The organism is Streptomyces sp. Ag109_O5-10, from assembly GCF_900105755.1.
In the GTDB taxonomy this organism is placed as follows: domain Bacteria; phylum Actinomycetota; class Actinomycetes; order Streptomycetales; family Streptomycetaceae; genus Streptomyces.
Genome location: NZ_FNTQ01000001.1, coordinates 279,384 through 304,917 on the forward strand (window position 1 = coordinate 279,384; position 25,534 = coordinate 304,917).

22 protein-coding genes and 1 pseudogene are annotated in these 25,534 nt (G+C 71.9%); 8 read left to right on the top strand and 15 right to left on the bottom strand.

Features of this window, described 5'->3' with window-relative positions:
- Window positions 1-30: 30 nt before the first annotated feature.
- Both BLW82_RS01485 and BLW82_RS01495 read right to left on the bottom strand, forming a co-directional pair.
- A complete protein-coding gene (locus tag BLW82_RS01485) occupies window positions 31-1,383 on the bottom strand; it encodes an alpha/beta fold hydrolase (RefSeq protein WP_093497086.1) in 1,353 nt (450 codons plus the stop codon).
- A 317-nt stretch (window positions 1,384-1,700) separates the two neighbouring features.
- Window positions 1,701-2,543 carry a PaaX family transcriptional regulator gene (locus BLW82_RS01495; RefSeq protein ID WP_093497088.1) on the bottom strand — a complete coding sequence of 281 codons (843 nt, stop codon included), beginning with the start codon at window positions 2,541-2,543 and terminating at the stop codon, window positions 1,701-1,703.
- A 194-nt stretch (window positions 2,544-2,737) separates the two neighbouring features.
- Between BLW82_RS01495 and BLW82_RS01500 the strand changes: the two genes are divergently transcribed.
- Window positions 2,738-3,226: a flavin reductase family protein gene (locus BLW82_RS01500; protein ID WP_093497089.1), complete on the top strand. Its 489-nt coding sequence runs from the start codon at window positions 2,738-2,740 to the stop codon at window positions 3,224-3,226.
- A 409-nt stretch (window positions 3,227-3,635) separates the two neighbouring features.
- Here BLW82_RS01500 and BLW82_RS01505 read toward each other — a convergent pair whose 3' ends face one another.
- The 5 genes and pseudogenes from BLW82_RS01505 to BLW82_RS46150 all read right to left on the bottom strand — a co-directional run bounded on the left by BLW82_RS01505 (window position 3,636) and on the right by BLW82_RS46150 (window position 9,871).
- On the bottom strand, window positions 3,636-4,007 hold the full coding sequence (locus BLW82_RS01505) for a ribosome maturation factor RimM (protein WP_093497090.1): 372 nt from the start codon (window positions 4,005-4,007) through the stop codon (window positions 3,636-3,638).
- Window positions 4,008-4,202: 195 nt separating this feature from the next.
- On the bottom strand, window positions 4,203-4,364 hold the full coding sequence (locus tag BLW82_RS01510) for a hydrophobic protein (RefSeq protein ID WP_093497091.1): 162 nt from the start codon (window positions 4,362-4,364) through the stop codon (window positions 4,203-4,205).
- 95 nt (window positions 4,365-4,459) lie between these two features.
- Window positions 4,460-4,638, bottom strand: a pseudogene (locus tag BLW82_RS45035) (alpha/beta hydrolase); the annotation flags it as partial.
- Between the two features lie 240 nt (window positions 4,639-4,878).
- The gene (locus BLW82_RS01515; protein ID WP_093497092.1) at window positions 4,879-9,150 is read right to left on the bottom strand and encodes a cation-translocating P-type ATPase; all 4,272 of its coding nucleotides are present in this window, start codon (window positions 9,148-9,150) and stop codon (window positions 4,879-4,881) included.
- Window positions 9,151-9,172: 22 nt separating this feature from the next.
- Complete coding sequence (locus BLW82_RS46150) at window positions 9,173-9,871, bottom strand: hypothetical protein (protein ID WP_371131278.1); 699 nt, start codon at window positions 9,869-9,871, stop codon at window positions 9,173-9,175.
- A 476-nt stretch (window positions 9,872-10,347) separates the two neighbouring features.
- Between BLW82_RS46150 and BLW82_RS01525 the strand changes: the two genes are divergently transcribed.
- The 4 genes from BLW82_RS01525 to BLW82_RS01540 all read left to right on the top strand — a co-directional run bounded on the left by BLW82_RS01525 (window position 10,348) and on the right by BLW82_RS01540 (window position 13,335).
- On the top strand, window positions 10,348-11,025 hold the full coding sequence (locus tag BLW82_RS01525) for an HhH-GDP family DNA glycosylase (RefSeq protein ID WP_093497093.1): 678 nt from the start codon (window positions 10,348-10,350) through the stop codon (window positions 11,023-11,025).
- Between the two features lie 511 nt (window positions 11,026-11,536).
- Window positions 11,537-12,064, top strand: coding sequence for a hypothetical protein (locus BLW82_RS01530; RefSeq protein ID WP_093497094.1), 528 nt, complete (start codon window positions 11,537-11,539; stop codon window positions 12,062-12,064).
- 103 nt (window positions 12,065-12,167) lie between these two features.
- Window positions 12,168-12,734, top strand: coding sequence for a class I SAM-dependent methyltransferase (locus BLW82_RS43035; protein WP_107408609.1), 567 nt, complete (start codon window positions 12,168-12,170; stop codon window positions 12,732-12,734).
- Window positions 12,691-13,335, top strand: a complete 645-nt coding sequence (locus BLW82_RS01540; RefSeq protein WP_093497096.1) for a dihydrofolate reductase family protein — start codon at window positions 12,691-12,693, stop codon at window positions 13,333-13,335. Before BLW82_RS43035 ends, BLW82_RS01540 begins: the two co-directional genes overlap by 44 nt.
- Window positions 13,336-13,482: 147 nt before the next feature.
- Here the strand turns inward: BLW82_RS01540 and BLW82_RS01545 are convergent, their stop codons facing one another.
- Entirely contained in the window at window positions 13,483-15,891 is a 2,409-nt protein-coding gene (locus BLW82_RS01545) for an endonuclease/exonuclease/phosphatase family protein (protein WP_371131470.1), read from the bottom strand.
- Window positions 15,892-16,295: 404 nt separating this feature from the next.
- Here BLW82_RS01545 and mgrA point away from each other — a divergent pair, with 404 nt between their 5' ends.
- On the top strand, window positions 16,296-17,339 hold the full coding sequence (gene mgrA, locus BLW82_RS01550; protein WP_093497097.1) for an L-glyceraldehyde 3-phosphate reductase: 1,044 nt from the start codon (window positions 16,296-16,298) through the stop codon (window positions 17,337-17,339).
- Between the two features lie 258 nt (window positions 17,340-17,597).
- Here mgrA and BLW82_RS01555 read toward each other — a convergent pair whose 3' ends face one another.
- Window positions 17,598-18,158, bottom strand: a complete 561-nt coding sequence (locus tag BLW82_RS01555) for a hypothetical protein (protein ID WP_093497098.1) — start codon at window positions 18,156-18,158, stop codon at window positions 17,598-17,600.
- A 110-nt stretch (window positions 18,159-18,268) separates the two neighbouring features.
- On the opposite strand from BLW82_RS01555, the gene BLW82_RS01560 reads away from it, so the two are divergent.
- Entirely contained in the window at window positions 18,269-18,997 is a 729-nt protein-coding gene (locus tag BLW82_RS01560) for a TetR/AcrR family transcriptional regulator (protein ID WP_093497099.1), read from the top strand.
- 89 nt (window positions 18,998-19,086) lie between these two features.
- On the opposite strand, the gene BLW82_RS01565 is transcribed toward BLW82_RS01560, so the two are convergent.
- The 6 genes from BLW82_RS01565 to BLW82_RS01590 form a co-directional block, all read right to left on the bottom strand.
- On the bottom strand, window positions 19,087-19,653 hold the full coding sequence (locus BLW82_RS01565; protein WP_093497100.1) for a hypothetical protein: 567 nt from the start codon (window positions 19,651-19,653) through the stop codon (window positions 19,087-19,089).
- Between the two features lie 425 nt (window positions 19,654-20,078).
- Entirely contained in the window at window positions 20,079-20,513 is a 435-nt protein-coding gene (locus BLW82_RS01570; RefSeq protein ID WP_093497101.1) for a VOC family protein, read from the bottom strand.
- Between the two features lie 83 nt (window positions 20,514-20,596).
- The gene (locus BLW82_RS01575) at window positions 20,597-21,757 is read right to left on the bottom strand and encodes a DUF3103 family protein (RefSeq protein WP_093507778.1); all 1,161 of its coding nucleotides are present in this window, start codon (window positions 21,755-21,757) and stop codon (window positions 20,597-20,599) included.
- 219 nt (window positions 21,758-21,976) lie between these two features.
- A complete protein-coding gene (locus BLW82_RS01580) occupies window positions 21,977-22,705 on the bottom strand; it encodes a FadR/GntR family transcriptional regulator (RefSeq protein WP_093497102.1) in 729 nt (242 codons plus the stop codon).
- Between the two features lie 199 nt (window positions 22,706-22,904).
- Window positions 22,905-24,023: a Gfo/Idh/MocA family protein gene (locus tag BLW82_RS01585; protein WP_093497103.1), complete on the bottom strand. Its 1,119-nt coding sequence runs from the start codon at window positions 24,021-24,023 to the stop codon at window positions 22,905-22,907.
- Window positions 24,023-24,820, bottom strand: coding sequence for a sugar phosphate isomerase/epimerase family protein (locus BLW82_RS01590; RefSeq protein WP_093497104.1), 798 nt, complete (start codon window positions 24,818-24,820; stop codon window positions 24,023-24,025). The genes BLW82_RS01585 and BLW82_RS01590 overlap by 1 nt, the downstream gene beginning before the upstream one ends.
- Window positions 24,821-24,903: 83 nt before the next feature.
- Here BLW82_RS01590 and BLW82_RS01595 point away from each other — a divergent pair, with 83 nt between their 5' ends.
- A complete protein-coding gene (locus BLW82_RS01595) occupies window positions 24,904-25,533 on the top strand; it encodes a TetR/AcrR family transcriptional regulator (RefSeq protein ID WP_093497105.1) in 630 nt (209 codons plus the stop codon).
- The last annotated feature ends 1 nt before the right edge of the window (window position 25,534 follow it).

Below are 25,534 nucleotides of genomic sequence, written 5' to 3' on the forward strand. Positions count from 1 at the left end.
GGTTCGGGACGGGGAGAGGACGCTCGGGGATCAGCGGGTGCCGGTCAGACGACTCGGCCGGTAGTCGGTGAAGGAGGCACCGTCGAGGCCCAGTTCGTCGGCGCTGCGCTGGAGTTCGGCAGGGGTGGTGGAGTCGTCCCAGTGCCCGGTGTCCAGCCGGTGCTCCACGGCGTGCAGGCCGGCGACCACTTCGGCGGTGGTGAAGTTGCAGTGGGCCTGGCGTGCCACATAGGCCTGTCGCAGCAGGGCGGAGTCTCCGGCCCCGCGCACCCGTCTGGCGAAGGCCGACTCCTGCTCGACGGGCACGAGTTGGTCGGCGGTGGTGTGGATGTCGAGCAGCGGCACGGCCAGCCCCTGGCCGGCCGTGGAGGTCTGCTTCAGATGGGCCACCGCGGCCGGGTCGGCCGAGACGTCCGCACCCCGGGTGAGCCGGTTCAGGTCGGTCCGCAGGTCGAGCCCGGCGTCGCGGTAGAGCGCCTTGACCTGCTTGGCGTGGCTGGACTTGTGCAGCTGGCCGGCGTAGTCGACGCCCTTGTTCCAGGAGGTGTTGCCGCCGGCGGACTGCTCCACCGACCAGCGGGCCGGGACGATGAACCCGAGCAGTCCCTGAGCCAGCCATGCGTACTGCTGTTCCTCCTGGCCGGCGAAGTCGTCGCGGGCGGGCGGCTGTTGCCCCGGAGACCAGTCGGTCAGGTTGAGGTAGGCGGCGGCCAGGGCGATCCGGGCGCGTCCCGTCGGGGTCTGCTGTGCCGCTTCCACGGCGTCCGTGAGCCGGCCGGCCAGGGCGCCGGCGTCGGCCTGGCTGTTCAGGTTCACGAGCTTGCCGACGTCGGCGGGGTCGAAGAACGTGGCCAGGGTGTACTCGGCGTCCAGCTGGTAGTTGTCCAGGTCCACACCGCCGGCGACCAGGCCGCACAGGCCGAGTGCGCCGTCGACGCGTCCCGCGCCGTCGCGGGCGATGCGAGCGTTGACGAGGCCGCCCATGGACTGTCCCACCGAGATGATCCGGGTCGGTTCGCCGACCTGCCGGCGGAAGGCGGTGAGCGCCGCGAACTGATCCCGCTCGGCCGAGTCGAGCGCCCACATCGAGCCGTTCGGGTCGTAGGAGGAGCCGACGAGGGCGTAGCCGGCGTCGAGCAGGGCCTGGCGAGCGGCGGTCGACGGGGCGTCGGAAGCGGTGGTCGGTCCGAAGCCGTGGCTGAACAGCAGCAGGCTGCCGTTCCACTGCGCCGGTCTGTCCGCGATCCAGGTGGCGCCGTCGGACAGGGTGCCGGAGTAGTGGTCGGCGGTGGCGGCCTGGGCGCAGGTCGCCGGCCCGACCAGGGACGCGGCGAACGCGGTGGCGCAGGCGGCGGCGAGGGTCGAGAAACGAGGTGGGGGCATGGCGGCGGCTCCGCGAGTCGAGGGAGGACCGAGGAAGGGAGCTAGTGCCGCAACAGGCAACGTTCGCCCCGTCACGACGCCCGGCACGCACTCTCGCCGCACCGGCCGAAAGCCCAAGTACATCCAGTACGAGGACTTCCGGCCGGCACGCCGAGAGCACGCACCGGACGCCGCTCCTTGACGGGCAAACGTTGCCTGCCGCGGCACTAGCTGGAAGACCGCTGCGAATGTAGGTCTCTTTTTTTATCGCCGTCAATGCTGTGCCCAATATTGAGGCAGGTGGCTCCGCGTCCGGCGGCGCGGGGCCCGCGGGCGGATCAGCCCAGCGGCAGGATGTCGAGCAGCCGGGCGGCCGCGCGCGCCGCCGGGCGCTCCCAGCGGCTTGCCAGGCCACGGAAGACGGTCTCCGCCTCGGCGGCGGGCCAGTCCTTCGGAAGGTGTTCGGCGGGCAGATGCGGGTCGCGTCGCACCAGGTCCAGCCAGTCGGTGTGGAGCAGGAGCCGGCCTGCGAGCTCGTCGCCGGAGACCGCGGCGGGAAGCGGGTCGGTGCGGTCCCAGCGCTCCAGGAACGCCCGGTACCGGGCGCCGATGGCCGGCACGTCGAAGGCCTGTTCCAGCACCTCGCGCACATCGGTCGGCGACTCCACCTCCGCCCGGAACACCCGCAGGTACGGTTCGAGGCCGAGACCTGCCGCCATCTCGCGGACGTCGACGCGCGCCGGGGCCACCCACAGGCCGTTCTGCAGGGGGCCGAAGCCTGCCCAGATCAACCGCGAGCGCAGGTCGTGCCGTTCCCGGCTCCACGCCTCGGGCAGCGAGAAGCCCACCATGGTCCACCGGCCGTCCCAGTCCCGGTTCACCGCGCCGGTGCGCCAGATGCGGTCCCTGCCGTCCGTCAGCACCTGGACGGCGTGCGGAGTCAGCCCGAAGTAGGTCTTCCGGCCTTGGCGGTGACGCTCCAGCAGGCCGCGTTTGACCATCCGGTTCAAGGTGGTCCGCACCGCCTCCTCGGTGCTGCCCAGCCTTCCGAGAGCAGCGATCACGCTGCCCGACGACACGGCGATGGGCCGGTCCAGTACATGGGCACCGAAGAAGGTCAGCATCAGGGACTGGGTACGCGGCTCGGGACTGCTCTCGGCGGCGGCATCGGCACTGGTCACAGGCCCAGCCTAGGCCTGGAGCGGACACCCACGGCTCCCTCCGCCCTAAAAGGTGACATTTTTGTGACGGCTGTCAGCAGAGCGCCGCCGTTCGGACATCCCTACGGGCGAACCTCGCAGGGCGCACCCGGCCGGTGTGTCCACACTGGGGAACGCGTACCAGATCCGTTTTCCTCAGGAAGGAGCCGAGTATCGTGACCGATCTTGATCCCTTCACCGACCTGCTCGACTATCCGATGTACGTCGTGACTGCGCAGGCCGGCGAGGAGACAGGAGGCTGCCTGGTCGGATTCGCTTCGCAGTGCTCGATTCAGCCCGCCCGGTTCATGGTCTGGCTGTCCAGAGCCAACCGCACCTGCCGGGTGGCCGAGCGTGCCGACCGTCTGGCGGTCCATCTCCTCGGCTCCGACCAGCACCGTCTGGCCCGGCTGTTCGGCGGCGAGACCGGTGACCGCACCGACAAGTTCACCCGCGTTCCGTGGCATCGAGGACCGGGCGGATCACTGATCCTCGACGAGGCCCCCGCCTGGTTCGTCGGCCGCGTGGAAACCCGGCTCGACGGCGGCGACCACGTCGGCTTCCTGCTCGCTCCGGAAGCGGCGGAAAACCTTGCGGGCAACCGAGCTCCGCTGCTGACGCTGCACCAGACCCTTGACATCACCCCAGGTCACCCGGCCGACTGAGCCATCGGCCGTACGCGACTGGGGGCGTCGAACGCCATCAGCCGACGGGTACCCGCGGACGAGTGGGTCACCGGCGCGGGCGCGGACCCCCGGTCGGCCGGGCCACCCCGCCGCGGCCGGAACCAGCGGGACCCACCTTTCGACGGCGGGACCGCCGACACGACGACAGGGCAAGTTCATCGCCGCCTCCTGCCCTTCGGACCGGGCGGGCTTCTGGTCCTTGTCGCGGCCCCGGCCTGGCAGATCGGTCGCGGGAGAACCTGACCGGGCGCCGGGTGCGGACGATGCGCGTGCTCTCCTTCCGTGCCCTCACGCGTCGTCCACGCTTGCACCAGGCACACGAGAGCCCCGGGACTCGGAAAGGAGTCCCGGGGCCGTGCTGCCCGTGCTGCACGGAGCGGCCGACGGATCACACCTGCGGGCCGCCGAACGGTGCGCCGCCCGCGCCGTAGTACGTGCCCAGTTCGTCACGGTAACCCTGGTCGCCGAGGTGCTTGTCCCGGTGGAACTCCGGGGCGTCCTTGATCTGTTGCTTGGCGAGGTCGACGAAGATCTTCTTCTCGTCCGGGTCGATGCTCACGACCGTGCTCGCCGGCAGCATGACCTCCTTGCCGAAGATCCACACACCGGTGTCGACCACCAGGTAGGCATCATCGACCTCGTCGGAGTGCTTGTCGACCTTGCCGATGCTGCCGTCCGTGGCCTCGACCTTGTAGCCGGTGAGGTCGGCGCCCGCCAGACGGCCGGCGGTCGACTTGTAACTCCACACATTCTCAGTCACGCGAAAAACAACTCCTCCGGTAAACCGAGGACGACGGGGATTCCCCGCCGATCCTCCTTTTCCTTACGCCGTACAGAGCGGACTCGTCGCCCGCCTTGGTCGCGAGTGCCCGCCCTCCCGGGTGGCACGCCCCATGTTCAAGCCAGAATTCAGAGTTCTCGCCGAACTCGCACGGGAAGCTTTTTCATTTGTCAACTACCAGCGGTACCAGCGGCCACTTCCGCCCTTCGGACGTGCGACGAAACCGACGAGCCACAGAACAAGCACCACGATCGCGACCCACCAGAGAATCTTCAGCGCGAAACCCGCACCGAAGAGAAGCAGGGCCAGCAGGAGAACGAGAAGCAGGGGAACCATGGTTATCAACCTCCGAACCGGCGTGTGCCCGCCAATTCTCCGGTCACGCCTGGAAGTCCGTGACTCGATCTTGTCAGGGCCGGCTCCGCTCTCGGCTCGCGCCGCTCCGGGTTGCCCATGATCACCGGGGCCGCGGCCTGCGACGACCCCAGGTGTCGATGAGACAGGTCGGGGGGCAGGCAGCGCCCAGCCCGGCAAACGCCTCCGGTTCGCGTGCGGCCGCCGACACGTCCATCATCGCGCTCACCGGATGCCCCACGAACGTGGCAGGGCCTGAGCCCACTGCCCCGCCTCGGAGGGTGTGGAGACGCTCAGCTGGGAAACTTGGTGAGCAGGCCGGGTACGGCAGCGTTTCCCATGGGGCTTGCCCGGCTCAGGCTTCTCCGGTTCAGCCCACGTGCTGGGGAGGCCGTCGCCCCCGGATGGTGCGGGCGGCGTGAAACGCGACCGCGGTGTGGGAGGCCGGCAGCCGGCCCGCCGGCTCGGTGAAACCCTTCACGGTCGGCGAACCTCTTCACGACCGCGGCATCAGGTCGACGACGGTCCTCTCCAGGAAGGGCAGGGCGCGCTGGCCCCAGACGGCCAGGGCGATCGACGCGGCCACCGCGGTCAGGGCGACCGGGCCCAACGGGGTGCAGCCGAAGAAACGGCTGACTCCCGGTGTCTCGACGACCGCGAGCAGAACGGCGGCCGAGCCGAGGGAGGCAAGGCGGACCAACGCGCTGTCACGGCGGTCCAGCAGGGTCTGGATGAGCTGGGTGCCGACCACCGCGGCCAGCGCCATCGTGCTGGAGCGACGCGCTGTTCCGGGCGTGGCCCGGCCGATGAGCCAGGCCATGAGCGCGCCGGCACTGGTCGTCATCGCACGGTGGCGGATCTGCCGGAGCAGCGGCGCTCCCAGCACGTCCGACGACGACCCGGGGTCCGGCCGCCCCGGCGTCCCCTGGGGCACGACCGCCACCGCCATCGCCGGGAACAGGTCGGTGAAGAGGTTGACCAGCAGCATCTGGCGGGTGGACAGTGGAGCCCGGCCGGCCAGCAGCGTGCCCAGGACACCGAAGCCGATCTCGCCCGCGTTGCCGCCGATGAGGATGGCGATGGAGTCCGCGACGCTGTGCCACAGCGACCTGCCCTCGCATACGGCGTCGATCAGTACCGTCAGGTCGTCGTCGGTGAGGACGAGGTCGGCGGCGTTGCGGGCGGCGGCGGAACCCCGGGCGTTGATGCCCACGCCGATGTCGGCGGCGCGGATGGCCGCCGCGTCGTTGGCGCCGTCGCCGACCATGCCGACCACCCGCCCCGCATCCCGCAGCGCCTCGACGACCTGCAGTTTCTGCTCCGGGGCCACGCGCGCCACCACACCCGCGTCACGGAGCATCCGGGCCCTGCCCGCCCGGTCGGCGGCCGCGAGGTCGTCGCCGGTCACCACGACCGTGTCCTCGGGCCAGCCCAACTCGGCGGCGATCGAACGGGCGGTCTGCGGATGGTCGCCGGTGAGCATCACCGGACGTATGCCCTCCTCGTGCAGGCTGCGCACCAGGGCCGTGGAGGTCTCGCGCGGAGTGTCCGCGAGACCGAGCAGACCGATGAACTCCAGTTGCTCCAGGGGCTGTTCGAGGACACCGGGGGCGGTCTCGGCGTCGCCGAGACGGTGCTGGGCGACGGCCAGGACGCGCAGTCCCCCAGCGGCCAGTGCCTGTGCCGTGTCCGACGCGTGTGCGGGAAGGCCGGAGCATGCGGGCAGCACGGTTTCCGGTGCCCCCTTCACCACCAGCAGGAGCGGTCCGTCTCCGGACCGGCCGACGGCGGCGGCGTAGCCGCGGGCCGCCTCGAACGAGAGCGTCGCCGACTCCTCCCATGCGGGGTCGGGTCCGGCCGTGTCCAGGACCGCCGCGTCGGTGGCGTGCTCCGGCGGGCTGTCGCCGTCGCCGACCTGGGGGCAGGCCCGGGCCGCGACCCGCAGGATGTCCGCCGCCGCCTCGTCCTGCGCCCGGTGGCTCCGCCCTTCGGCGTCGGCCACCTTGACCAGGCGCAGGGCGTTCTCGGTGAGTGTTCCGGTCTTGTCGAAGCAGATGGTGTCCATCCGGCCGAGCGCCTCCAGCGCGCGAGGTGCCCGGACCAGGACCCCGCCCTGGCTGAGCCGCCGGGCGGCGGCCAGCTGCGCCACCGTCGCCACCAGCGGCAGCCCCTCCGGTACGGCGGCCACGGCGACGGCCACGCCCCCGCTGACCGCCTCCCGGATCGGGGTCCCGCGCAGGAGGGCGAGACCGGTGACCGCGGCGCCGCCGCCCAGGGTCAACGGCAGTGCGTGAGCGATGAGTTCGCGCAACCGCGCCTGTACTCCGCCGGCCGGGGGCGTACACGCGGCCAGGTGGACGGCGCGGGCCGCCTCGGTACGCTCGCCGGTGTCGACCACGACCGCGCGGGCGTGGCCGGCCGCCACCGTCGTGCCTTCGAAGACCATGGAGTGCCGGTCGGCCACCGGTACGTGGGGGGTCGCTGCGGTGTGTTTCTCCGTCGGCACCGACTCCCCGGTCAGCGCGGACTCGTCGACCTCCAGGCCGTCCTCCGACAGCACCCGGGCATCGGCCGGCACCACGTCGTCCGTGTGCAGGTCGATGACATCGCCGGGGGCCAGGCGTGCCGCGTCCATGGTGTGCGTGTCCGGTTCCTCGGGGGAGTCGGCCACCCGGGCCTGCCGCTTCTGCTCGGCGAGCAGCCCGGACACGGCCTGTTCGGCCCGCAGCCGCTGGATCGCGCCGATCAGCGCGTTCACGTCGAGGGCGCCCATCACCAGCAGCGCGTCCACGGCCGAGCCGACGATCGCGGACGCGGCCGAGCCGACGACCAACACCGGTGTCAGCGGGTCGTCCAGTTCCCTCCGTACGGCTCCGGCGATCCGCCGAGTCCACCGCACCGGCGCGAGCAGCGGGTTCCGGGACGGCTCGGCCGCCTGCTGCCGCTCCTCGGGGGGTGCCGTCCGCCGCTCCTCCTCCAGCCGTAGCAGGGCCTCCCGTGGGCCGAGTTCGTGCCAGTGCACCCGGGCCCTGGGGTGCGGGACCTCGGCCCTCGCCACGCGCAGGGCCGCCACGGCACCCGACAGCAGTGAGGTCGCGGCGGCGGCGTCCACCGGCGCGTGCCGAAGTCCCGGCAGCCCGGCCAGTCCGCCGCGGCCGCGCCGCGACCCGCCGACGGCCACCAACAGCCCGGAGAGCGCGGCACCCGAGCGGGCCAGGATCTGCGCGTGCCGGCCGACCCGGCGCGCGGCCGGTATCGCGGTCAGCAGCCGCCACACGTCGGGCAGTCCGCGCAGGGCGAGGGCGTCGGCGCTCCAGACGACCGCGCTGTCGGTGTCGGTGAGCGCGAGCGCGATGTCGCCGGCGAGCAGCCCCGCCAGCACTCCTTGCCCCCGGTCGGACCACAGCCGGGCCACCGTGATCACCGCGCCGGAGTCCTCGGGCAGGGAGCACACCACGTCGTCCAGCGGCCGCCGGGCGTCCACCACCTGGTCGGCGAGGCCGGTGAAGTCCTCCAGCGAGGGGTCGTCCACGAGCACGACCCGCAGTCCGGCGCGCCGGGCCGCGTCCAGCACCGGTTCCGTCCAGGGATCGGTCTCCCCGTCCTCGGTGCACACCGCGCTGGGATGCAGGACGATCGTGCCGGCCAGTTCCAGTTCCCGCAGCCGCTCCGGAGCGCGGACGAGCAGCCCCGACCGGGCCAGTACGGCGCCGAGCACCGCCTCGAAGGCGGTCGGCCCGTACCGGGCGGCCTTCGGAGAGCCGGCGAGCACCGCCTCCGCGGCCTCGGCCACGTCGTGCTTGACCAGCGCGGTGGCCGCCGCGCCCAGCACACTGCCGGCGAAGGTGTGCGTGGCGTAGTCCTGGGCCGGGGTGGTGCGCAGGGGTGGGCGCGGATGGCCGCCGTCGCCGACGCTCGGCCGGTCCGGGCGGCACAGTTCGTCGTGGAAGAGCTCGAAGGCGGCCGCCCGCGCCGTGGTGTCCGCGAGCCGACAGCCGCGCAGCGCCGCGTCGAGCAGCAGCGCGGCGGGCGTCTGACCCGCCCCGTGCGCGGCGGCGTTCGCGCAGGTCAGCAGGAGGTCCATGGCATCGGCGCCCAGGTGGTCGCGGAGCAGGCCACGGAAGCGCGGGTTCTCCCGCAGCACCGTCACCACCGCGGTGATCGCGCGCGGCGTCGGGGGCAGCCGCAGGGAATACGCGGCGATGCCGATGCCGGCGCCGACCAGGTCGGCCGTGAGCGTGGCCAGCGCCGCGCGGATGCCGGCCTGGTCGGCCGGGTGCACGCCCCCGTCGGTGTCGTCGTCGGCCGCGACGAGACCGTGCCGGGCGGCGAGGTCGGCAGCGTGTGCCAGGACGTCGTCGGCGACCGTCTCCCCGACCGCGGCCACCACCAGCCGGCCGAGCCCCTCGTCCCAGTAGGCGAACAGGACGTCCGGATGCTCGGCCAGTGCCCGGGCGACATGTCCGGCCAGCCGGGGCAGGCCGCCCGCGGCCCGTGCCTGCTCCCCGTCGGCCACCCGCAGGGCGAGGTGTGCTCGGGCGCCGGACCGCCACTGCGCTTCGGACCCGAGCAGCGCGTTGCGCGCGGCCCGCGACATCCGTGTGGCCGTGTCCAGGCTCCTGACGCCGGCTCGCGCGGCCCCGGCCGCCGCCCCCGCGACGGCGCCGACCCCCGGTGTCGCGGCCCTGGCCAGCAACCGGGGCGCCGCGGACAGAGTCCGTGCGGCGACGGACGGCAAGGTCGGCAGGGTCGGCAATCCGAGTGTCATCGCGGATCAGCCCCGGCCCACGTCAGCTGGTGGGCGGTGCTGTCGTCGGTTCGGCGGGCGACGCCCCTTCGTCCTCCGGCGCCTCATCCGCGGTTCCGGAAGGTGTCCCCTCATTGGCGGGAGGCGCCGCCGGGGTGACGGGCGGTGTGAGCGGGTCGGTGGACGTGGGGGTGAAGGCAGTCGGCGGCGCCGGCTGTCCGGCCGGTTCAGCGTGTGCCGCGGCCTGTTCTGCCGGTGCCTCGGCCCTGCCGGTGTCGGGTGCGACCGGTTCGTCCGGCGGTGTCGTCGGCCCACCGGGCCACGCCCCGGTAGCGGCGGGCATCTCGTCCTCCCGCACCGGCCCCGGAGCACTCGGGCCCCGCTGCCCGGCCACGGCCGAGTCACCCACGGCCACATAGGTGCCGTGCCCCGAGCCCTCCGTCTCCTCTTCGTCCGACTGCGGGTGTGCGGTCTCCGCATCCGGTCCGGGCCTGGACTGGGTCAGCCAGGCCACCGCCGCACCGGTCAACGCCACCGGCCACTCCACCACACCGGCCACACCCAGCACCCCAGCTCCGGCGTACACGGCCAGCCGGCGACCGCGGGGCGACACGGCTCCGATCTTGTCCAGTGTCCCCTCGGCGGCCTTGGTCATGACCCCGACGCCGGGAACGCGGCGCACCGCCGAGGCCGCGTTGCGCAGCGGAACGGTAACGGCCGAGGGCGTCCTCTGCTCAGCCATGGCTACTCCTCGTCGATGCTGGGATCACGTTCTCTGCCTGCTGAGTGCCCCTGAACCCACCCCACCATCCCGAGTCAATCGGACATTTAATCGCAAATTGTTCTTATAGGGATGTAGGCCGCGTGGGCGTGGAGACCCGGTGCGGCCGGGCCGACCGGCCCGGCACGAAGAGCCGAGACGCGTCCTCCACTTCGCAGACCTCGCCTCGCGTGGCCGCAAGACCAGCGCCCGACGACCAGGACCGGTCCGCCGTCCACGGGAGCTCCCGTTCGCTTGCGCGCGTCGCCCGGGTGCTCGGCGCCGAGAACGGCGCACCGTGCAGCGGCTCGTCGTTTTCACACCGGCCGGACGGGCACCCGGCCGGTGACCACACCAAGGCCGACCGGGGGGTGCCGTCGTCTCCTCGCCACGGCCAGGCGAGCGCTCGACGCCATCGCGGAAGACGAACCGATCGGGTGACAAGGAGTGATGCGAATATGCCGACCGCGACGGAACGGGCCAGGGCCGAGGCCCTGCTCACTGCCCACGGGCAGACCTACGCGCAAGAGGCCGGTGTGAAACTGCGCGACACGCCGCAGCCGCTCTACCAATTGCTGGTGCTGGCCCACCTGCTCAGCGCACGGATCAGGGCGTCCGTGGCCGCTGACGCCGCGCGCGCCCTGTTCGACGACGGCATGCGCAACCCGAAACGCATGAGTGAATCCACCTGGCAGCAACGCGTGGACGCCCTCGGCAAGGGCCACTACCGCCGCTACGACGAACGCACCGCCACCCAGCTCGGCGAGGTGGCCGACCGGCTGCTGGAGTGGTACGGCGGCGATCTGCGCAGGCTCCGGGAGGCCGCCGGCGGCGACGTCGAGGAATGCAAACGTCTGCTGCGCGAACTACCCGGCATCGGGCCTGCCGGCGCGGACATCTTCCTGCGGGAGGCACAGGGAGTCTGGCCCGAGGCCGCGCCGTATTTCGACGCCAAGGCCCTCCAGGGCGCCGCCCGGCTCGGTCTCCCGGAATCCCCGAACGCCGTCGCCCGCCTGGCAGAGGAGAAGGACTACCCAGCGTTTGCGGCCGGCCTGGTGCGATCCGCGCTCGACAAGCGAGTGGCGGAGGACGTCACGGCCAGGTCCCGCGAGACCGAGCCCACGACCACGGGTTAGAAACCGCAGCACGTCATGTCCGGTCTGACAAGTGCGCCGAGAGTCGCGTCGCTGCCGCCACCGCCGGGCGCGTCGCGCGGGGCGTTGGGCCGTCGGAGGCGAGGCGGGAGCCACGGGGAGGGGTACAGCCCTGCCGCTCCGGGCAGTCGCAGGCCCTGCGCGCCGGCGGCCGCCCACGCAGCACGGCTCCGGCTCCGGGGGCGAGGTCCTCGGGTGCGGGTGCGGGTGCCCGAGCGGACCACGGGCCCGAGCCGACGCGGGTCGACCGGACCCGCCGCTCGGGTAGGTGTGGCGGCTGCGCAGGTGCGGCGGCCCGCCTTGGGGACCGAGTCGGTGGAGTCGTTGTCCCGGGTGGCCCAGCGGTGGGTGGGCGTCAGGCTCCGGAAGCGGCTGTCGGCCCAGGCGTCGCGACATCAGTGCGCACCGTCAGGCGGCGTCCGCCCGCCGTCCGGGTACTCGTGCAACGACGTGCAACGCGACCGCAGCCGAGAAGAGAAGTAAGGGGACAAGAATGACGACACCGATGCCGGGCACCCGCCCGAAGCTTGGCGAGGTCCGCGTGGACCTGCTGGGCATCTACCTCAACGACCACCTGGCAGGTTCCACGGTCGGAGCCGGACGCGCCCAGTTCATGGCCCGATCGCATCGCGACCCGCCCTACGCGGAACCACTGCGGCACCTCGCGGACGAGATCGCCGAGGACCGTACGAGCCTGCTGCGCATCATGCGAGGCCTGGGCGTGCCGCCGCGCCGCTACAAGGTCGCGGCGTCCGGCGCGGCCGAGCGACTGGGGCGTCTCAAGAGCAACGGGCGCCTCTGCAGGCGTTCACCTCTGACGCTGGTCGTCGAACTTGAATTCCTCCGACTGGGGGTGGAGGGAAAGAAGCTCGGCTGGCGCACCCTGCGCACCCTGGCCGAGGCCGACGGCCGCCTCGACGAGCAGCAGCTCGACGGGTTGATGGCGCGAGCTGAGCGGCAGATCAGCACGCTGGAGGAGCTGCGCGTCCGAGCGGTCCGGGACGTGCTGCTCACCGGCTGACGCGCGGTGGCGGGACCGACGGCTCGACCGTTCGGCCTTCGCCGTGAGGCCGGCGTTCACCGCGCGGACGCCGGACCTGCTGGAGCTGGGCGCCGGCAGCGGCATGCTCGCGGTGGCGGCGGCCCGGCTCGGCGGCCGGGTCACCGCGGTGGACATCTCGTGCCGAGCTGTCGTCGCCACCTGGATCAACGCTCCGCACCACGGAGACCTTCGGCTGTGCCGCGGCGAGCTGACGGCGGCGGGCCCCGGCGGCCGACGCTTCGACCTGGTGATCGCCGATGCGGATCCGCTCTTCCACGTGGCCGAGGACCGTTCCCCAGGCGGATCCGGGCGCCACGGTCGCGGCGACGTGCCCGCCCTGCAGACGGGGCGCCCCCACCGTCGCCTCCTCCGGAGCCCGAATGGTTGTGCGCGTCGGCGAAGCCCTTCACCTCTCCTGCGGAGTCGGGTGCCGGTGAACGACTCGCTGGTGACGTCGCCTGGCCTGACGTCGCGCCGGCCGGGCTTCGCGACACTCCCCGGAAGAAAGGTCGTGTGCCGCTGTCGATCCGGGAGCCTGCTGTTCGACGTCATGGTGTGGGGCGCTCGGCCACACGACGACACGACAGGGTTCGGTGAGGATGCGCATGGATCAATTGCTGAGAGTCATGAACTTCATGGTCTCGAGTGACGGAATCGGTGCCGGTGAGCAGCAGAGTCTGGAGAGGCCGTTCGGCCTCGACGGTGCGGAACGGCTGTTCTCCTGGGCCGGAGCCACGGCGAGCTGGCCCATGCGCACGGATCCCGGGGGCAGCCGGGGCCTGGACGACTACTTCACGCGGGACTTCGCGCGCAACATCGGGGCCGAGATCATGGGCCGCAACAAGTTCGGGCCCCAGCGTGGGCCCTGGCAGGACCTCGAATGGCGCGGCTGGTGGGGCGAGGAGCCCCCGTTCCGCACCCCGGTGTTCGTCATGACCCACCACGAGCGTCCCTCGTTCACACTCTCCGACACCACGTTCCACTTCGTCGAAGGCACCCCGGCGACGGTTCTCGAACGGGCCCGGGAAGCGGCGCAGGGCAAGGACGTCCGACTGGGCGGCGGGGTCAGCACGGTCCGGCAGTTCCTCGATGCCGACCTCGTGGACACCCTGCATGTCGTGGTCGCGCCGGTGACGTTCGGGTCCGGGCTACGGCTGTGGAAATCCCCCGACGAACTGCTCGACCGGTTCCACCTGGAGGTCGTGCCCAGCCCGAGCGGCGTGACGCACCACTTGTTCTGGCGAAGGTGACCTGCGGAGGCCCGGACCGCCGCCGGCCGTGCGTGAGAAGATTCCGCCGCGCCGCAGGCCGGCCGTCCCTCGCAGGCCGGCCGTCCCTCGCAGGCCGGCCGTCCCTCGCGGGGCGGCCGGGCTGCGGCCGGCAGGCGCGATGAGCCGTTACGGCTTCACGCGCACGATCTGCGGGTCGTGGTCGCTGGTCTGGTCGGCGAACTCGCTGTTGATGTGCACCACGTCGTAGTCGGCGCCGTGCTTCAGGCCCGGGCTGACCAGGATGTGGTCGAGGACCTGGGAGTTGCCCTCGTAGACGTAGGAGTAACGCTCCTTGACCGGCAGGGTGTTCACCAGGTCGGTGAGGATCTCGCCGTTGTCCGTGAGCGAGGTCGCCGCGGGCGAGAACTGGTAGTCGTTCAGGTCGCCCAGGACGACCAGGTTCGCCTTGGGGTCCGCCTTCTCCAGCGACTCGACGAACTCCCGCTCCACCAGGGCCTGTCGGTTGCGCTGCGCCTCGGAGCTGCGTACCGGCGGCTGGAAGCGGCTGTCGATCGCCTGGTCGCCGCCCTTGCTGTTGAAGTGGTTGGCGATGACGAACAGCGTCCTGCCGCGGAAGGTGAACTCGCCCGCGAGCGGCTTGCGCGAGTCGGTCCACGCGCTGTCGGTCGGCGCGATCCGGCCCGGCGACGCGGTCAGGTGCGTGTCCGCGCCCGTGCCGGTGACACCGACGGCCGTCGTGGAGTCGCCGCCCGGCCGGTCGTTGAACTGCACGCGGTCGGGGTTGAACAGGAACGCCTGGCGGATGTTGCCGCCCGGCTGGCCGCCGTCCTTGTCGTTGACGGGGTCGATCTGCCGCCACTCGTAGCGGGGGCCGCCGGCCGCGACGATCGCGTCGACCAGCTTGCCGAGGGTCTTGTCGGCGGCGACCGTGCCGTCGTCGGTGGCGCCGCTGTTGTCCTGGATCTCCTCCAGGGCGACGATGTCGGGCGAACGCAGGTTGGTCACCAGGCCCTTGGCGAGCGCGTCGAACTTCGACTGCGCGTTGCCGGGCGCGAGGTTCTCCACGTTGTACGTGGCGACGCTCACCTGCGAGGAGCTCTGCTTCGCCGTCACCTCGGGCTTGATGCCGCCGCTGCGGACGGTGCCGATGGTGCGGGCCTGCACCGCGTAGGTGCCGGCGAACTGGTTGTAGTCCAGGGGCCCTTCGGTGGCGCCCTCCAGCGTGTCGCCCACGTTCGCCACGGGGAACGCCTGCTGGGCGGTCGGGATCAGCGACTGGACCATCAGCCGGCCCGAGTTGGGGTCGTCGTATCCCGTGTAGAGGGTGCCGCCCCGCTTGGTGGGGTTCTGGTCCGGCTGGACGGTCACCCACAACTCCGAGTACGGGTCGGTCGCGCCGACCACCCGGCTGCTGCCGATGCGGACGTTCATGCCCTCCAGCGACTCGTAGGTGTCGAGGGCGTACTCGTCGGGGCGCAGCGGCAGGTTCTCTATGCTCGCGCCACCCGCCTGGGGGGCGAACTGCTCGGGCACCGAGTGCTCGTCGAGGACGACCGGGGCCGGCACGGCGTTGCCGCTCGACACGACGTTCACGGTGGCCTTGGTCAGTTCGGTGACGGACTGGGTGCCGGTGTCCTGGCCGCCCGGGTAGTACTCCTGGACCGTGGCGTCGAGGGAGACGCTGTCGCCGACCTGCACGGTGGGCGTGGTGGAACCGGTGAAGACGAGGATGCCCTCGCTGGTACGGGGGTCGGCGTCGGGGTTCGGGTCCTGGACCCAGTAGCCCCGCGAGGAGCCGTACGAGCGGACGCCCGTGACGATGCCGGTGACACCGGAGACGGTCTTGCCGTTGAGCGGCGAGATGCGGGCGTCGCCCTGGATGTCGTGGATCTTCGCCGGGGTGGCCGGCGGGGTGGTGGCGGGCGGCGTGCTCGCCGGGTCGGTCGGGGTCGTGCCGCCGCCGGTGCTCCCGGAGTTCTGCGGGGACGGGTCGCCCGCGGTGAAGTCCGCGGCGTTGTCGTCGGTGTCGGCGAGGGTGGCCGCGCGGGCCACGGACGCGGTGTTGCCGGCTCCGGCCGCGGCGCCGTTGCCCTCGTGCACCACGGCGGTGCCGAAGCCGACCAGGTCCTTGACCCGCGAGTCGGCCTGGCAGTCGGCGGCGGTGAGGCAGGTCAGCGGGTCGCTGCCGGTGACCAGCGCGATGGTGCCGTTGGTGCCGGACATGTTGATGGAGCCGGTCGCGTCGGGCGTCGGCAGCGCCTTGGTGCCGCCCGTGCCCGCGGCCTCCTGGACCAGGTAGCGGCCGCCGCCGGCGAGCGAGCCGGTGAGCGGGGTCGACTGCCACTTGGAGGAGGCGGTCGGCGCGCCCGGCAGGTACTGGACGCTGTAGCCGCTCAGGTCGACCGAGCCGCTGCCGGCGTTGGCCAGCTCGACGAAGTCGTTGGTGTACGTGGCGCCCGAGTTGCCGCCGCCGCCGTAGACCTCGGCGATCAGCGCCTCGTGCGAGGCGGCCATGGCGTTGATGCTCAGACCGGCCGTGGCGAGTACCACGGCGCCAGCGATGCCGTAGGGCAGGGCGCGCTTGCGTCTGGAGCGCTGGGGACGCGTCTCGGCGGCCTCGGATGAGGGGTGCGACACGGAGGAGTCTCCTTCATGCAGACTGCGTGACGTGGGTACTTGAGCGCGCCGGGCCCGCCCGGGCGTACGACCAGCCAAGATACGCGCGTAGACAACCGGGCCCCAATACTTGGGAGATGAACTCTGGGACACAAACGAAGGTCTGGCATTCCGGTTCGGTGGCGTGATGTTCCCGTGTGCCCCGGCGGCGGCCATGACCAGCTCCGCGCGGGCCTCTTTGAGAAGTGACACCGATGAATGCGATGTACCCGAGCTGTTGGACTCGGTAATCGAGCCGGGGCACAGTAGGCACGTTCACCCCAAGAACGGTACGAAACCCACTGTCACCTGCGGAGACCCCCATGAACCACGTCGCGGACCCCGAGCGGTACAACGGCACGATGCGCTACCGGCGCACCGGGCGTTCGGGCCTCGACCTGCCCGTCCTGTCCCTGGGCTACTGGCACAACTTCGGCGACGACCGGTCGTTCGAGAGCCAGCGGGACATCGCCCTGCGCGCCTTCGACCTCGGCATCACCCACCACGACCTGGCCAACAACTACGGCCCGCCCTACGGCTCCGCGGAACTCAACTTCGGTCGGCTGCTGAAGCAGGACCTCGCGCCGTACCGGGACGAGCTGGTCGTCTCCACGAAGGCCGGCTGGGACATGTGGCCCGGCCCCTACGGCCAGGGCGGCGGCTCCCGCAAGTACCTGCTGGCCTCCCTCGACCAGTCCCTGCGGCGCATGGGCCTCGACTACGTCGACATCTTCTACTCCCACCGCCTCGACGCCGGCACGCCCCTGGAGGAGACCATGGGCGCGCTGGACACCGCGGTCCGCCAGGGCAAGGCCCTGTACGTGGGAATCTCCTCGTACGACGCCGAGCGCACCCGGCAGGCCGCCTCGATCCTGCGGGAACTGGGGACGCCTCTCCTCATCCACCAGCCGTCGTACAGCATGGTGAACCGCTGGATCGAGACGGACGGGCTGCTGGACGCGGCGCAGGAGGAGGGCTTCGGCGTCATCGGGTTCACGGCGCTGGCGCAGGGCCTGCTCACCGGGCGCTACCTCGACGGCATCCCGGAGGGCTCGCGGGCCGCGGCCGGCACGTCGTTCGACGCGGACTGGCTGTCGGACGACATGCTGAGCAGGCTGCGCGCCCTCGACTCCATCGCCCGGCGCCGTGGGCAGACGCTCGCGCAGATGGCGCTCGCCTGGGCACTGCGGGACCGGCGGGTCACCTCGCTGGTCATCGGCGCGTCGCGTACCGAGCAGCTCGAGCAGAACGTCGCCGCGCTGGAGAACATGGAGTTCACCGCCGAGGAGCTGGCCGAGATCGACACGTACGCCGTCGAAGGCGGCGTCGACCTGTGGCACGACGCCCGGACCGGCCAGATGCACTGACGCCGGGCACGCGTCGGCCGACGGGCCGCCCGACGGCCGACGCGGCCTTGGCTCCGTAGGCCGACAGGGGCGCGCTCCGGGTGCGGGGGATGTACTGCTCCGGCCCGCCGGGGCGGTGCCGGGGCCCGTATCGGGTGCAGCAGGGAGTGCCGGTCCGCAGGAGATGCCCCGCGTACCACTGTCACCTCGGTCCGGTGAGCGTGAGCAGGTGCGGCGTCTCCTTCGGGGCCCCGATCGCCGGCGGGACCGCCAGGGCCCTCAGCTCTGGCGGATCTCGCGCGACAGACGGATCGCCGAGGCGAGGAAGAAGATCCCGCCGAGCGTGGCGTAGCCGGCGAGGGTGGCGAGCGAGGGGTCGTCCTGCGTGGCGCTTCGGATGAAGTTGGCGCCGGCGAGGACGGAGATGCCGCCGCTGAGGATCATGGCCCACTGGCCGCCCATCGGGCGTCGCGCGACGCCCACGAGGAGCTGGATGAGGCCGGAGACGACCGCCCACGCACCCCAGACGCGCAGTACGTCGGCGACGCCCGAGGCGCCGGCGACCACGACACCGACGGCCGCGAGCGCACTGACGGCCATGTTGACGTACAGGCCCTTGACCGGCCCGGCAGCGCGCGCCGACCTGGCGTCGACGACGGCCGCGGCCACGTCGAAGGCGGGATAGACGAAGAGCAGCAGCTTGGCGGCGACGGTGAGGTCGGAGCCGGACACCAGCAGGAGCGCGGCCCACACGGCGGCGAAGACGAAGCGGACGATGTACAGCCGGCGCAGGGCGGGCATGGCGCCGATGGTCTCGGCGGAGCCGGTGGTGGATGCCATGGGGTTCTCCAGTGGGTGCGAAGTAGAGAGAACGTTCTCTCTTTACGGCAGCCTGGCACAGCACCCTCGCGAAAACAAGAGAGAGCGTTCTACCCGCTACACTGGGCGGCATGGCAAAGACGGAAGCCGGCACAGGTACAGGCGCGGGCAGGCGGGTCTCCGAGGCCCGGGAACGGCTCCTGAGGACTGCCGGGCAGCTCTTCTACGCGGAGGGCATCCATACGGTGGGCGTCGACCGTCTGGTGGCCGAGTCGAAGGTCACCAACGCCACCTTCTACCGCCACTTCCGCAGCAAAGAGGACCTGGCCGTCGCCTACATCGGAAGCGTCGACCAGGCGATCCGCGCCCAGATCGGCTCGCTGACGGCCGCGAAGGTGCCGGCCGACGCCGTCCTGCGGGGCATCGGTGCGTCCCTGGTCGAGCAGATCCGTTCGCCCGGCTACCGCGGATGCGCCTTCCTCAACGCGGCGGCGGAGTTCCCCGATCCCGGCCACCCGGTCCACCGGGCCGTCGTGGAACACCGCGAATGGTTCCTTCAGACGATCACCGGACTGTTCGCCGAGATCACGACCGTGCAGGCCGAGTACGCCGGGCGGCATTTCGTCATGCTCCGCGACGGCGCGATGAGCGCCGGCTACCTGGGCGACCCCGTCATGGCCGGCGAGACGCTGCTGCGCGGCATCGAAGGGCTGCTGCGGATCCACACCGCCCGCGGGCAGGACGAGCGCACCGCCTCCGCCTCCGCATCCGCATCCGCATCCGCATCCGCATCCGGTCAGGTCTCCCCGGCGGCCACGACGGTCTCCGACCTCGCGTGCTCACCGCCCCCCAGCGCGTAGCCGCGACCGGCGCGCCACCGGCCACGCCGCGGACAGGGGCCGGGCGGGCACAGCACGGAACGGATCCGGTCGGGTCCCTGCCGAGGCCGTCAGGCGTCCTTGGCCTGCTTCAGGTCCGATGGGATGCTGCTTGAGGACGTCAGAGTGACAAACAGCGGCAACTTGTACAGCGGTGGAGGTTCGCCTGCCAGCCCGAGTCGCTGCCAGGCCAGCCGAGCCGAGATCTTGAGCACCCGGCGCGCGCGCATGACGAGCAGGAAGGCGAGCGGCAGCTCCACCAGCACGGCCGAGGCTATGCTCCCCCACACGTCGTCCCGTCCCCAGCTCAGGGAGACGTCGAACCAGGCGTCGCAGACCAGGAGCGCGGCTGCCACGAAGGACATCGGCACCAGGATCTGCCGTCGCAGCCAGACGGCCAGCCCGGCGCCGGCCAGCGACACGAGCAGCATGACGTCGAAGCCCACCCACACCATGGGCCAGTACCGGGCCTCGAAGCGATCGGGCAGCGAGACGGCCAGGTAGACGGTCCACGGGACGAGCACCAGCACGCACAGGGCGAGTTGTCCCACCGCCCGCCGGCGGCGGCGGCGCAGCGTGGGAGCGTCCAGCGAGAACGCCGTGTCCGTCGTGGCGGTGGGGTTGCTCTGCTCGCTCATCCTTGCCCGTCCCTGGTAGCAGGTCACGGCCCGGGCCGACTCCGCCGGGGCCGCGCTGCCGATCGCGTCGTACGGGCTGCGCGCAGGCGTGCGGCCCAGGCCGCGGAACCTGTCGATCGCTCTTCGATGGTACGGCGCGTCCCCGGCCCGGCTGCGGGCAGAGCCCCTGGCTCGGTGGCGGCTCAGCCCTCGGCCGGACGGATTCCGTCCGGCGGGGCGATGTGCCGGGCGAGCGTGAGGCTCCCGATCGGCTCGGCGCGGGTGCCGAGGGCGGACGGTACATCTCGCCGGCGACGACGGCCCGGGGTTCAGCGGTGCGCACAGGTTGGCAGGACGCGGCCGAGGATGCGGGGTGTCCGCGCTCCACGCGAGTCCGGAGAGGCCCGGGGAAGGTCGCGTCCCACTCCCCCGGGCTCATCGGATGTTCAGTCGATGCAGAACTCGTTGCCCTCGATGTCCAGCATCGGGATGCACGACTCGTTCTCCTCGTCAGCGTACAGCGTCTGCACGTGGGTGGCGCCGAGCGCGACCAGGCGTGCGCACTCGGCTTCGAGCACGGCGAGGCGCTCGTCACCCACGAGCCCGGTGCCGACCCGGACGTCGAGATGCACCCGGTTCTTGACGGCCTTGCCTTCGGGGACCCGCTGGAAGTACAGACGCGGGCCCACGCCTGAGGGATCACTGCAGGAGGACCATGCTCCCTGCTTCTCGGGAGGCAGGCTGCGGTTGTAGTCGTCCCAGGTGGCGAACCCCTCCGGTGGCGACGGCATGACGTAGCCCAGGACTTCGCACCAGAAGCGGGCGACGCGCTCAGGCTCCGCGCAGTCGAAGGTGACTTGGAACTTCTTGATCGCTGGCATCGGCGCACCGTACCGCGTACCCGGGGAACCTGCCGCTCATTTCCCCGGGCGAGCGGCGGCCGGTCCGCGCTTGGGGGTGCGGTCTAGAACTCCTCGACGAAGTAGGGCTCTACGGTCATCCAGCCGTTGCCCGAGGCGCCGTTCAGCCGGCCCGTCGAGTTCTGGGCGAGGGTGTACCAGGACTCCACGTAGTCGGGGTCGTCGGTGAACCAGCCGTCGGGGATCGCGCCCAGGACCGCGTTCACCAGCGGGATGTAGGTGCCCTGGTCGGTCACGGTGAGCAGCGCCGTGGTGATCGCCTCGGCCAGCGCGCGGTAGTTGGTGCCGTCGTCGTCCTCCATCATGACGACGTCGGCCAGGTTGTACTTGTAGTTGGACCAGTTGACCAGGATCTGGTTCGGGTAGTAGACGGTGCCGCCGTAGTCCAGGTAGGGCATGTCCACCGAGTCGACGCGCGCCGTGCCGTCCTTGCCGAAGCCGGTGACCAGCGAGAACATCTCGGCGGCGCCCTTGAACCAGGGCTCCTGGTCGTCGTTCACCTCGACGGCCGTGACCTTGGTCGCCCACCAGCCCGCCGTGCTCGCGGCGTTGGCGCTGTTCACGGCCTTCGACGACGCGAGGGAGGTCAGGCCCTTGTCGGCGAAGGCCTTCTGCAGCACCTTCAGGCCGGCCCGGTGGGCCTTGGTGACGTCGATGTCCAGGATGTACAGCGGGCGTTCGGGGACGCGCGCGGTGTCGACGGTGTGGGTGCGGCCCTGACTGTCGTACGCCGTGATGGTCCTGGCGTCGTCGTCGGCCGCGGCGACGGCGATCCAGGGTGTGACTCCGGCGTTCAGGTGCGACCGCATGGCCGGCGCGCCCAGCCGGACGCGCAGCAGCGAGCCGGTCGACGCGGGCAGGCCCTTCAGGGTGGCGATGCGGTGGTCCGCGGCGGAGACGGAGGCGAAGAGGTTCCTGCCCTCGGGGGCGGCGGTGCTGCTCGCCAGTGCCTGGAGGTCCACGTCCGCGCCGCCGAGTGCGGCCCTGCGGATCTGCTCGCGCCACCGCGGGCCGCGCAACGAGGCGGACAGCGCCTGCGCGACGTCCTGTTCGGTCGACAGCACCGGAGACGTGCGGAACGCCCCGGCCTGGTCCCCCGCCTCCCGCGCCGGCGCCGCGATCGCCGGCTGCACGGAGCCGCCGATGACCGCGGACAGCATCACGCCGATGAGGACGCTGCGTCTCTTGCTCGATCTGTTCACCATGCTCCTCGTGTTGTCGGTCGCCGCCGCGCCCACGGTGAACGGGCGGCCGTCATGGGGGTCCCGCCCCGGGCAGAATTGTCCGGGGCATGACATATCAGCGGCGGGGGAAGAACAGGCGTCCCCGCATGAACGGGGCCGCGCCGGGGGCAGGCCGGTGCGCCGCGGACGCCGTGCGTCGAAGGGAGCCGGTACCCGCGCAGTCGCGGCCGGGAAGTGCGGCTACCGGGGGGTGCCGGCGGGCGGACGCCCGCGCGGGCTGCTCAGTGAACCGAGCATGATCTTCTCGGTGTCGGCCAGATACGTCTCCGCCGCGCGCCGCGCCGCCTCGGCGTCCCGGCCGGCCACGGCCCGTACCACCGGCGCGAGGCGGTCCGCCGCCCGCGCCGCGTCCTCGAACGGCGCCCGCAGCGCGGCCCGTACCGGAAGATAGGCGTTGAACAGCGTGTTCGTGAGGAGCAGGTAGACCCGGTTGCCCGTGGCCCGCGCCAGTTCGCGGTGCACTTCCACGTCGGCGAGCTGGACGGCGTCGGCGTCAGGGCCGTCCGCGACCTGACGCAGCAGGTGGTCCAGCCGCCGGGCCTGCCGTTCCGTGCGCCGGTCGGCCGCGCGGCCGGCGATCAGGGAGCCGATGTGCCGGCGCACCTCGAAGACCTCCCGCAGCCACGCGGGGTCCTGCGCCGCCAGCATCGGCAGCAGGTCGGCGCCGCCGATCCGCAGGTAGTCCAGGACGCGGGTGCCGATGCCGTGCCGGGTGCTCAGCAGTCCGGCCTGCTCCAGCCGCGTCAGCGCGTGCTTCAGCGTCGTACGGGTGACCCCGTACCCGGCGGCCAGCTCCCGCTCGGGGGGCAGCAGGGTTCCGGGGCCGTGGGTGCCGCTGAGGATGTCCTCGCGCAGCCGTGCTTCTAGCAGGTCGACCACGGTTCGGCGCGGAATGCTCTCGACGGCCACGGAGGATCTCCCAGGCTTCGGTGAGTGGTTCAGCGGTCGGCGGCTCGCTGGTCGAGCGGTCCGCCGGTTCTGCGACCAGTTGGTCCAGTGGCTCAGCCACTGGACCAGTGAAGCAGCCGCCCGACCACCGCGTCAATTGCCTGTGGACGGCGATCGGTTGGGCGCCGGTCGCGATCGGCGCCGCCGCGCCGGCCTGCGGTCAGAGGGTGGCTTCGTAGGGGTCGCGGTCCTCGGGGACGAGCGGTATCGCGGGTGTCGTGCTGCCGACGCGGACGGTCTCGCCGGAGGTGACGGCCTCGTCGATGGACACCATGGTGTCCAGGACGTGGTAGGCGAGGTCTCCGCCGGCGATGTGCGGGGTTCCGCGGCGGACGGCCCGCGCCATGTCCAGGACCCCGAGGCCGCGGCCGCCCTCCACACCGACGAGCGGGACGGTCTCCCACTCCGCCTCCCGGCCCCGCTGCGGCACGCGGGTGATCCTGACCTCGCCCGCGAAGGTGTTGGGGTCGGGCAGGACCAGGGTGCCCTCGGTGCCGGTGATCTCCACGAACCCAGTGCGGGTGAGCGGGGAGTCGAAGCTGAAGACGCTCTGGCCGACGCCGCCGCTCTCGAACTGGGTGAGCGCGGAGACATGGGTGGGTACGGCGACGGTGAACTCGGTGCCGGCGCGCTCCCCGCTGCGCACGGTGCGGACCGTGCGGGCGGTCGAGCCGAGCGCGGCGACCCGGGAGACCGGACCGAACAGGCAGACCAGCGCGGTGAGGTAGTAGGGCCCCATGTCGAACAGGGGGCCGGCGCCCCTGGCGAAGAGGAACTCCGGGTTCGGGTGCCACAGGTCGGGTCCCGCGTACTGCATGACGGTCTGCGCGGACAGCGGGGAGCCGATGGCGCCGCGGGCGATCGCGCGCAGGGCGGTCTGCAGGCCGGGCCCGAGGATGGTGTCGGGGGCGACCCCGACCCGCAGCCCGGCCGCCGCGGCCTGGTCGAGCAGGGCCCCTGCGTCGGCGCGGTCCAGGGCGATGGGCTTCTCGGACCAGACGTGCTTGCCGGCGGCCAGGATCGCGGAGCTCACCTCGGCGTGCACGGCGGGAACGGTCAGGTTGACGATGATCTCGACGTCCGGGTGGGCGAGGACGTCCGCGGCCGTCCCCCACTCCTTGACCCCGTACGCGCGCGCCTGGGTCTCGGCGCGCGCGGTGTCGAGGTCGCCCACGACGGCCACGTGCAGGTCGGGGTAGCGGGTGAGGCTGGTCAGGTACTGGTCGCTGATGTTGCCGGCGCCGATGATGCCGACGCCGACCGGGTGGTGTGCCGTCATCAGGCGATGCCCTTGCCCTTCAGGTAGGAGATGCCTGTCGCGATGCCCTCGAAGACGTCGCCGGCGTAGTGGTCGAACTCGATGACGGCGTACTCGGCGTGCGGTGCCGCGGCGAGCGAGGCGGCCAGCGGGATCTGTCCGCGGCCCGCCGCGACCTGGCCGGTGTCGGCGGGGTCGAAGGGGGCGCCCGAGGTGAACGGGTCGTCGATGACGGGGCCGTCCTTCACGTGCAGGGCGCGTACCCGCGAGCCCAGCCGGCCGAGGAGGGCGACGACGTCGTTGCCGCCGGCCGCGGCCCAGAACAGGTCGATCTCCAGGGCGACTTCCGGGTTCAGGAGGTCCGCGAAGAAGTCGAAGGCGCTGACGCCGGCGACGGTGTGCACGAACTCCTGCGAGTGGTTGTGGTAGCCGACCCGGAGTCCGTGCCCGGCGGCGCGCTCGGCGGCCTCGTTCAGGAGGGCGGCGGTACGGGCGATCTCCTTCTCGTCGGCCCACCGGGAGGCGGGCACGAACGGGTCGAAGAGGATCTCCACGCCCAGTCGCCTGGCGGCCCGGAAGGTGTCGTCGAGATCGGTCCCCGGCGCACCGTCGGGCGACAGGAACCCGGCGTGTCCGGTTCGCGCGGACAGGCCGTGCCGGGCGAGCGCGGCGGCGAGTTCGTCCGCGCGGTGCGTGAAGCCGAAGGCCTCGACGTTGGTCAGCCCCAGGGCGGCCAGACGGGCGAGGGCGGCGTCCTCGTCTGCCTCCAGAGCCTGGCGTACGGAGTAGAGCTGAACCGACAACTGTGGTGTCGACAAGGGGGACTCCTCTCGTGGCGGACGGCCGGGAAACAGAATACCGACAGGGGTGATGGTTTCTAGGGGTCGTTAGCATCTTGTTCATGGCAAGGGAAACGACTCGGCCGGGGGCGGCCCCGCGGAACTACCCCAAGGGGGAACGGCGGCGTGCCCAGATCATCGAGGCCGCGTTCACCGCGTTCGGGCAGGTGGGCTACCGCAACGCGAGCATGGTGCAGCTCGCCGCCGCCTGCGGTGTCTCCCGCGCGGGCCTGCTGCACCACTTCCCGACGAAGGAGTCGCTCCTGGAGGCGGTCCTGGAGACCCGCGACCGTCAGGACGGCGAGCACTTCCTCGAATCCGGTGCGCTCAGCCAGGACGGCCTCGCCTACTTCGCCGCGATGATCAGGCTCGTCGCGCACAACCAGGCCAACCCCCTCATCGTGAGCCTGTTCGCGGTGCTGTCCAGCGAGGCCACCGCGGCGGACCACCCGGCGCGCCCCTACTTCACCGCGCGCTACGAACGCACCCGCCGCGAGATGCAGTCGGCCGTCGACGACCTGGCACGGCGCGGGTTGCTGCGTCCTCACGTGGACGCCTCGCACCTGGCGGCGGATCTGGTCGCCTATCTCGACGGCCTGCAGGTCCAGTGGCTGCTCAGCCCGGACACCATCGACATGCCGGATCACCTGCGCGGGATGCTGCGCAACGTCATCAGCGTCGAACTCCCCTAGT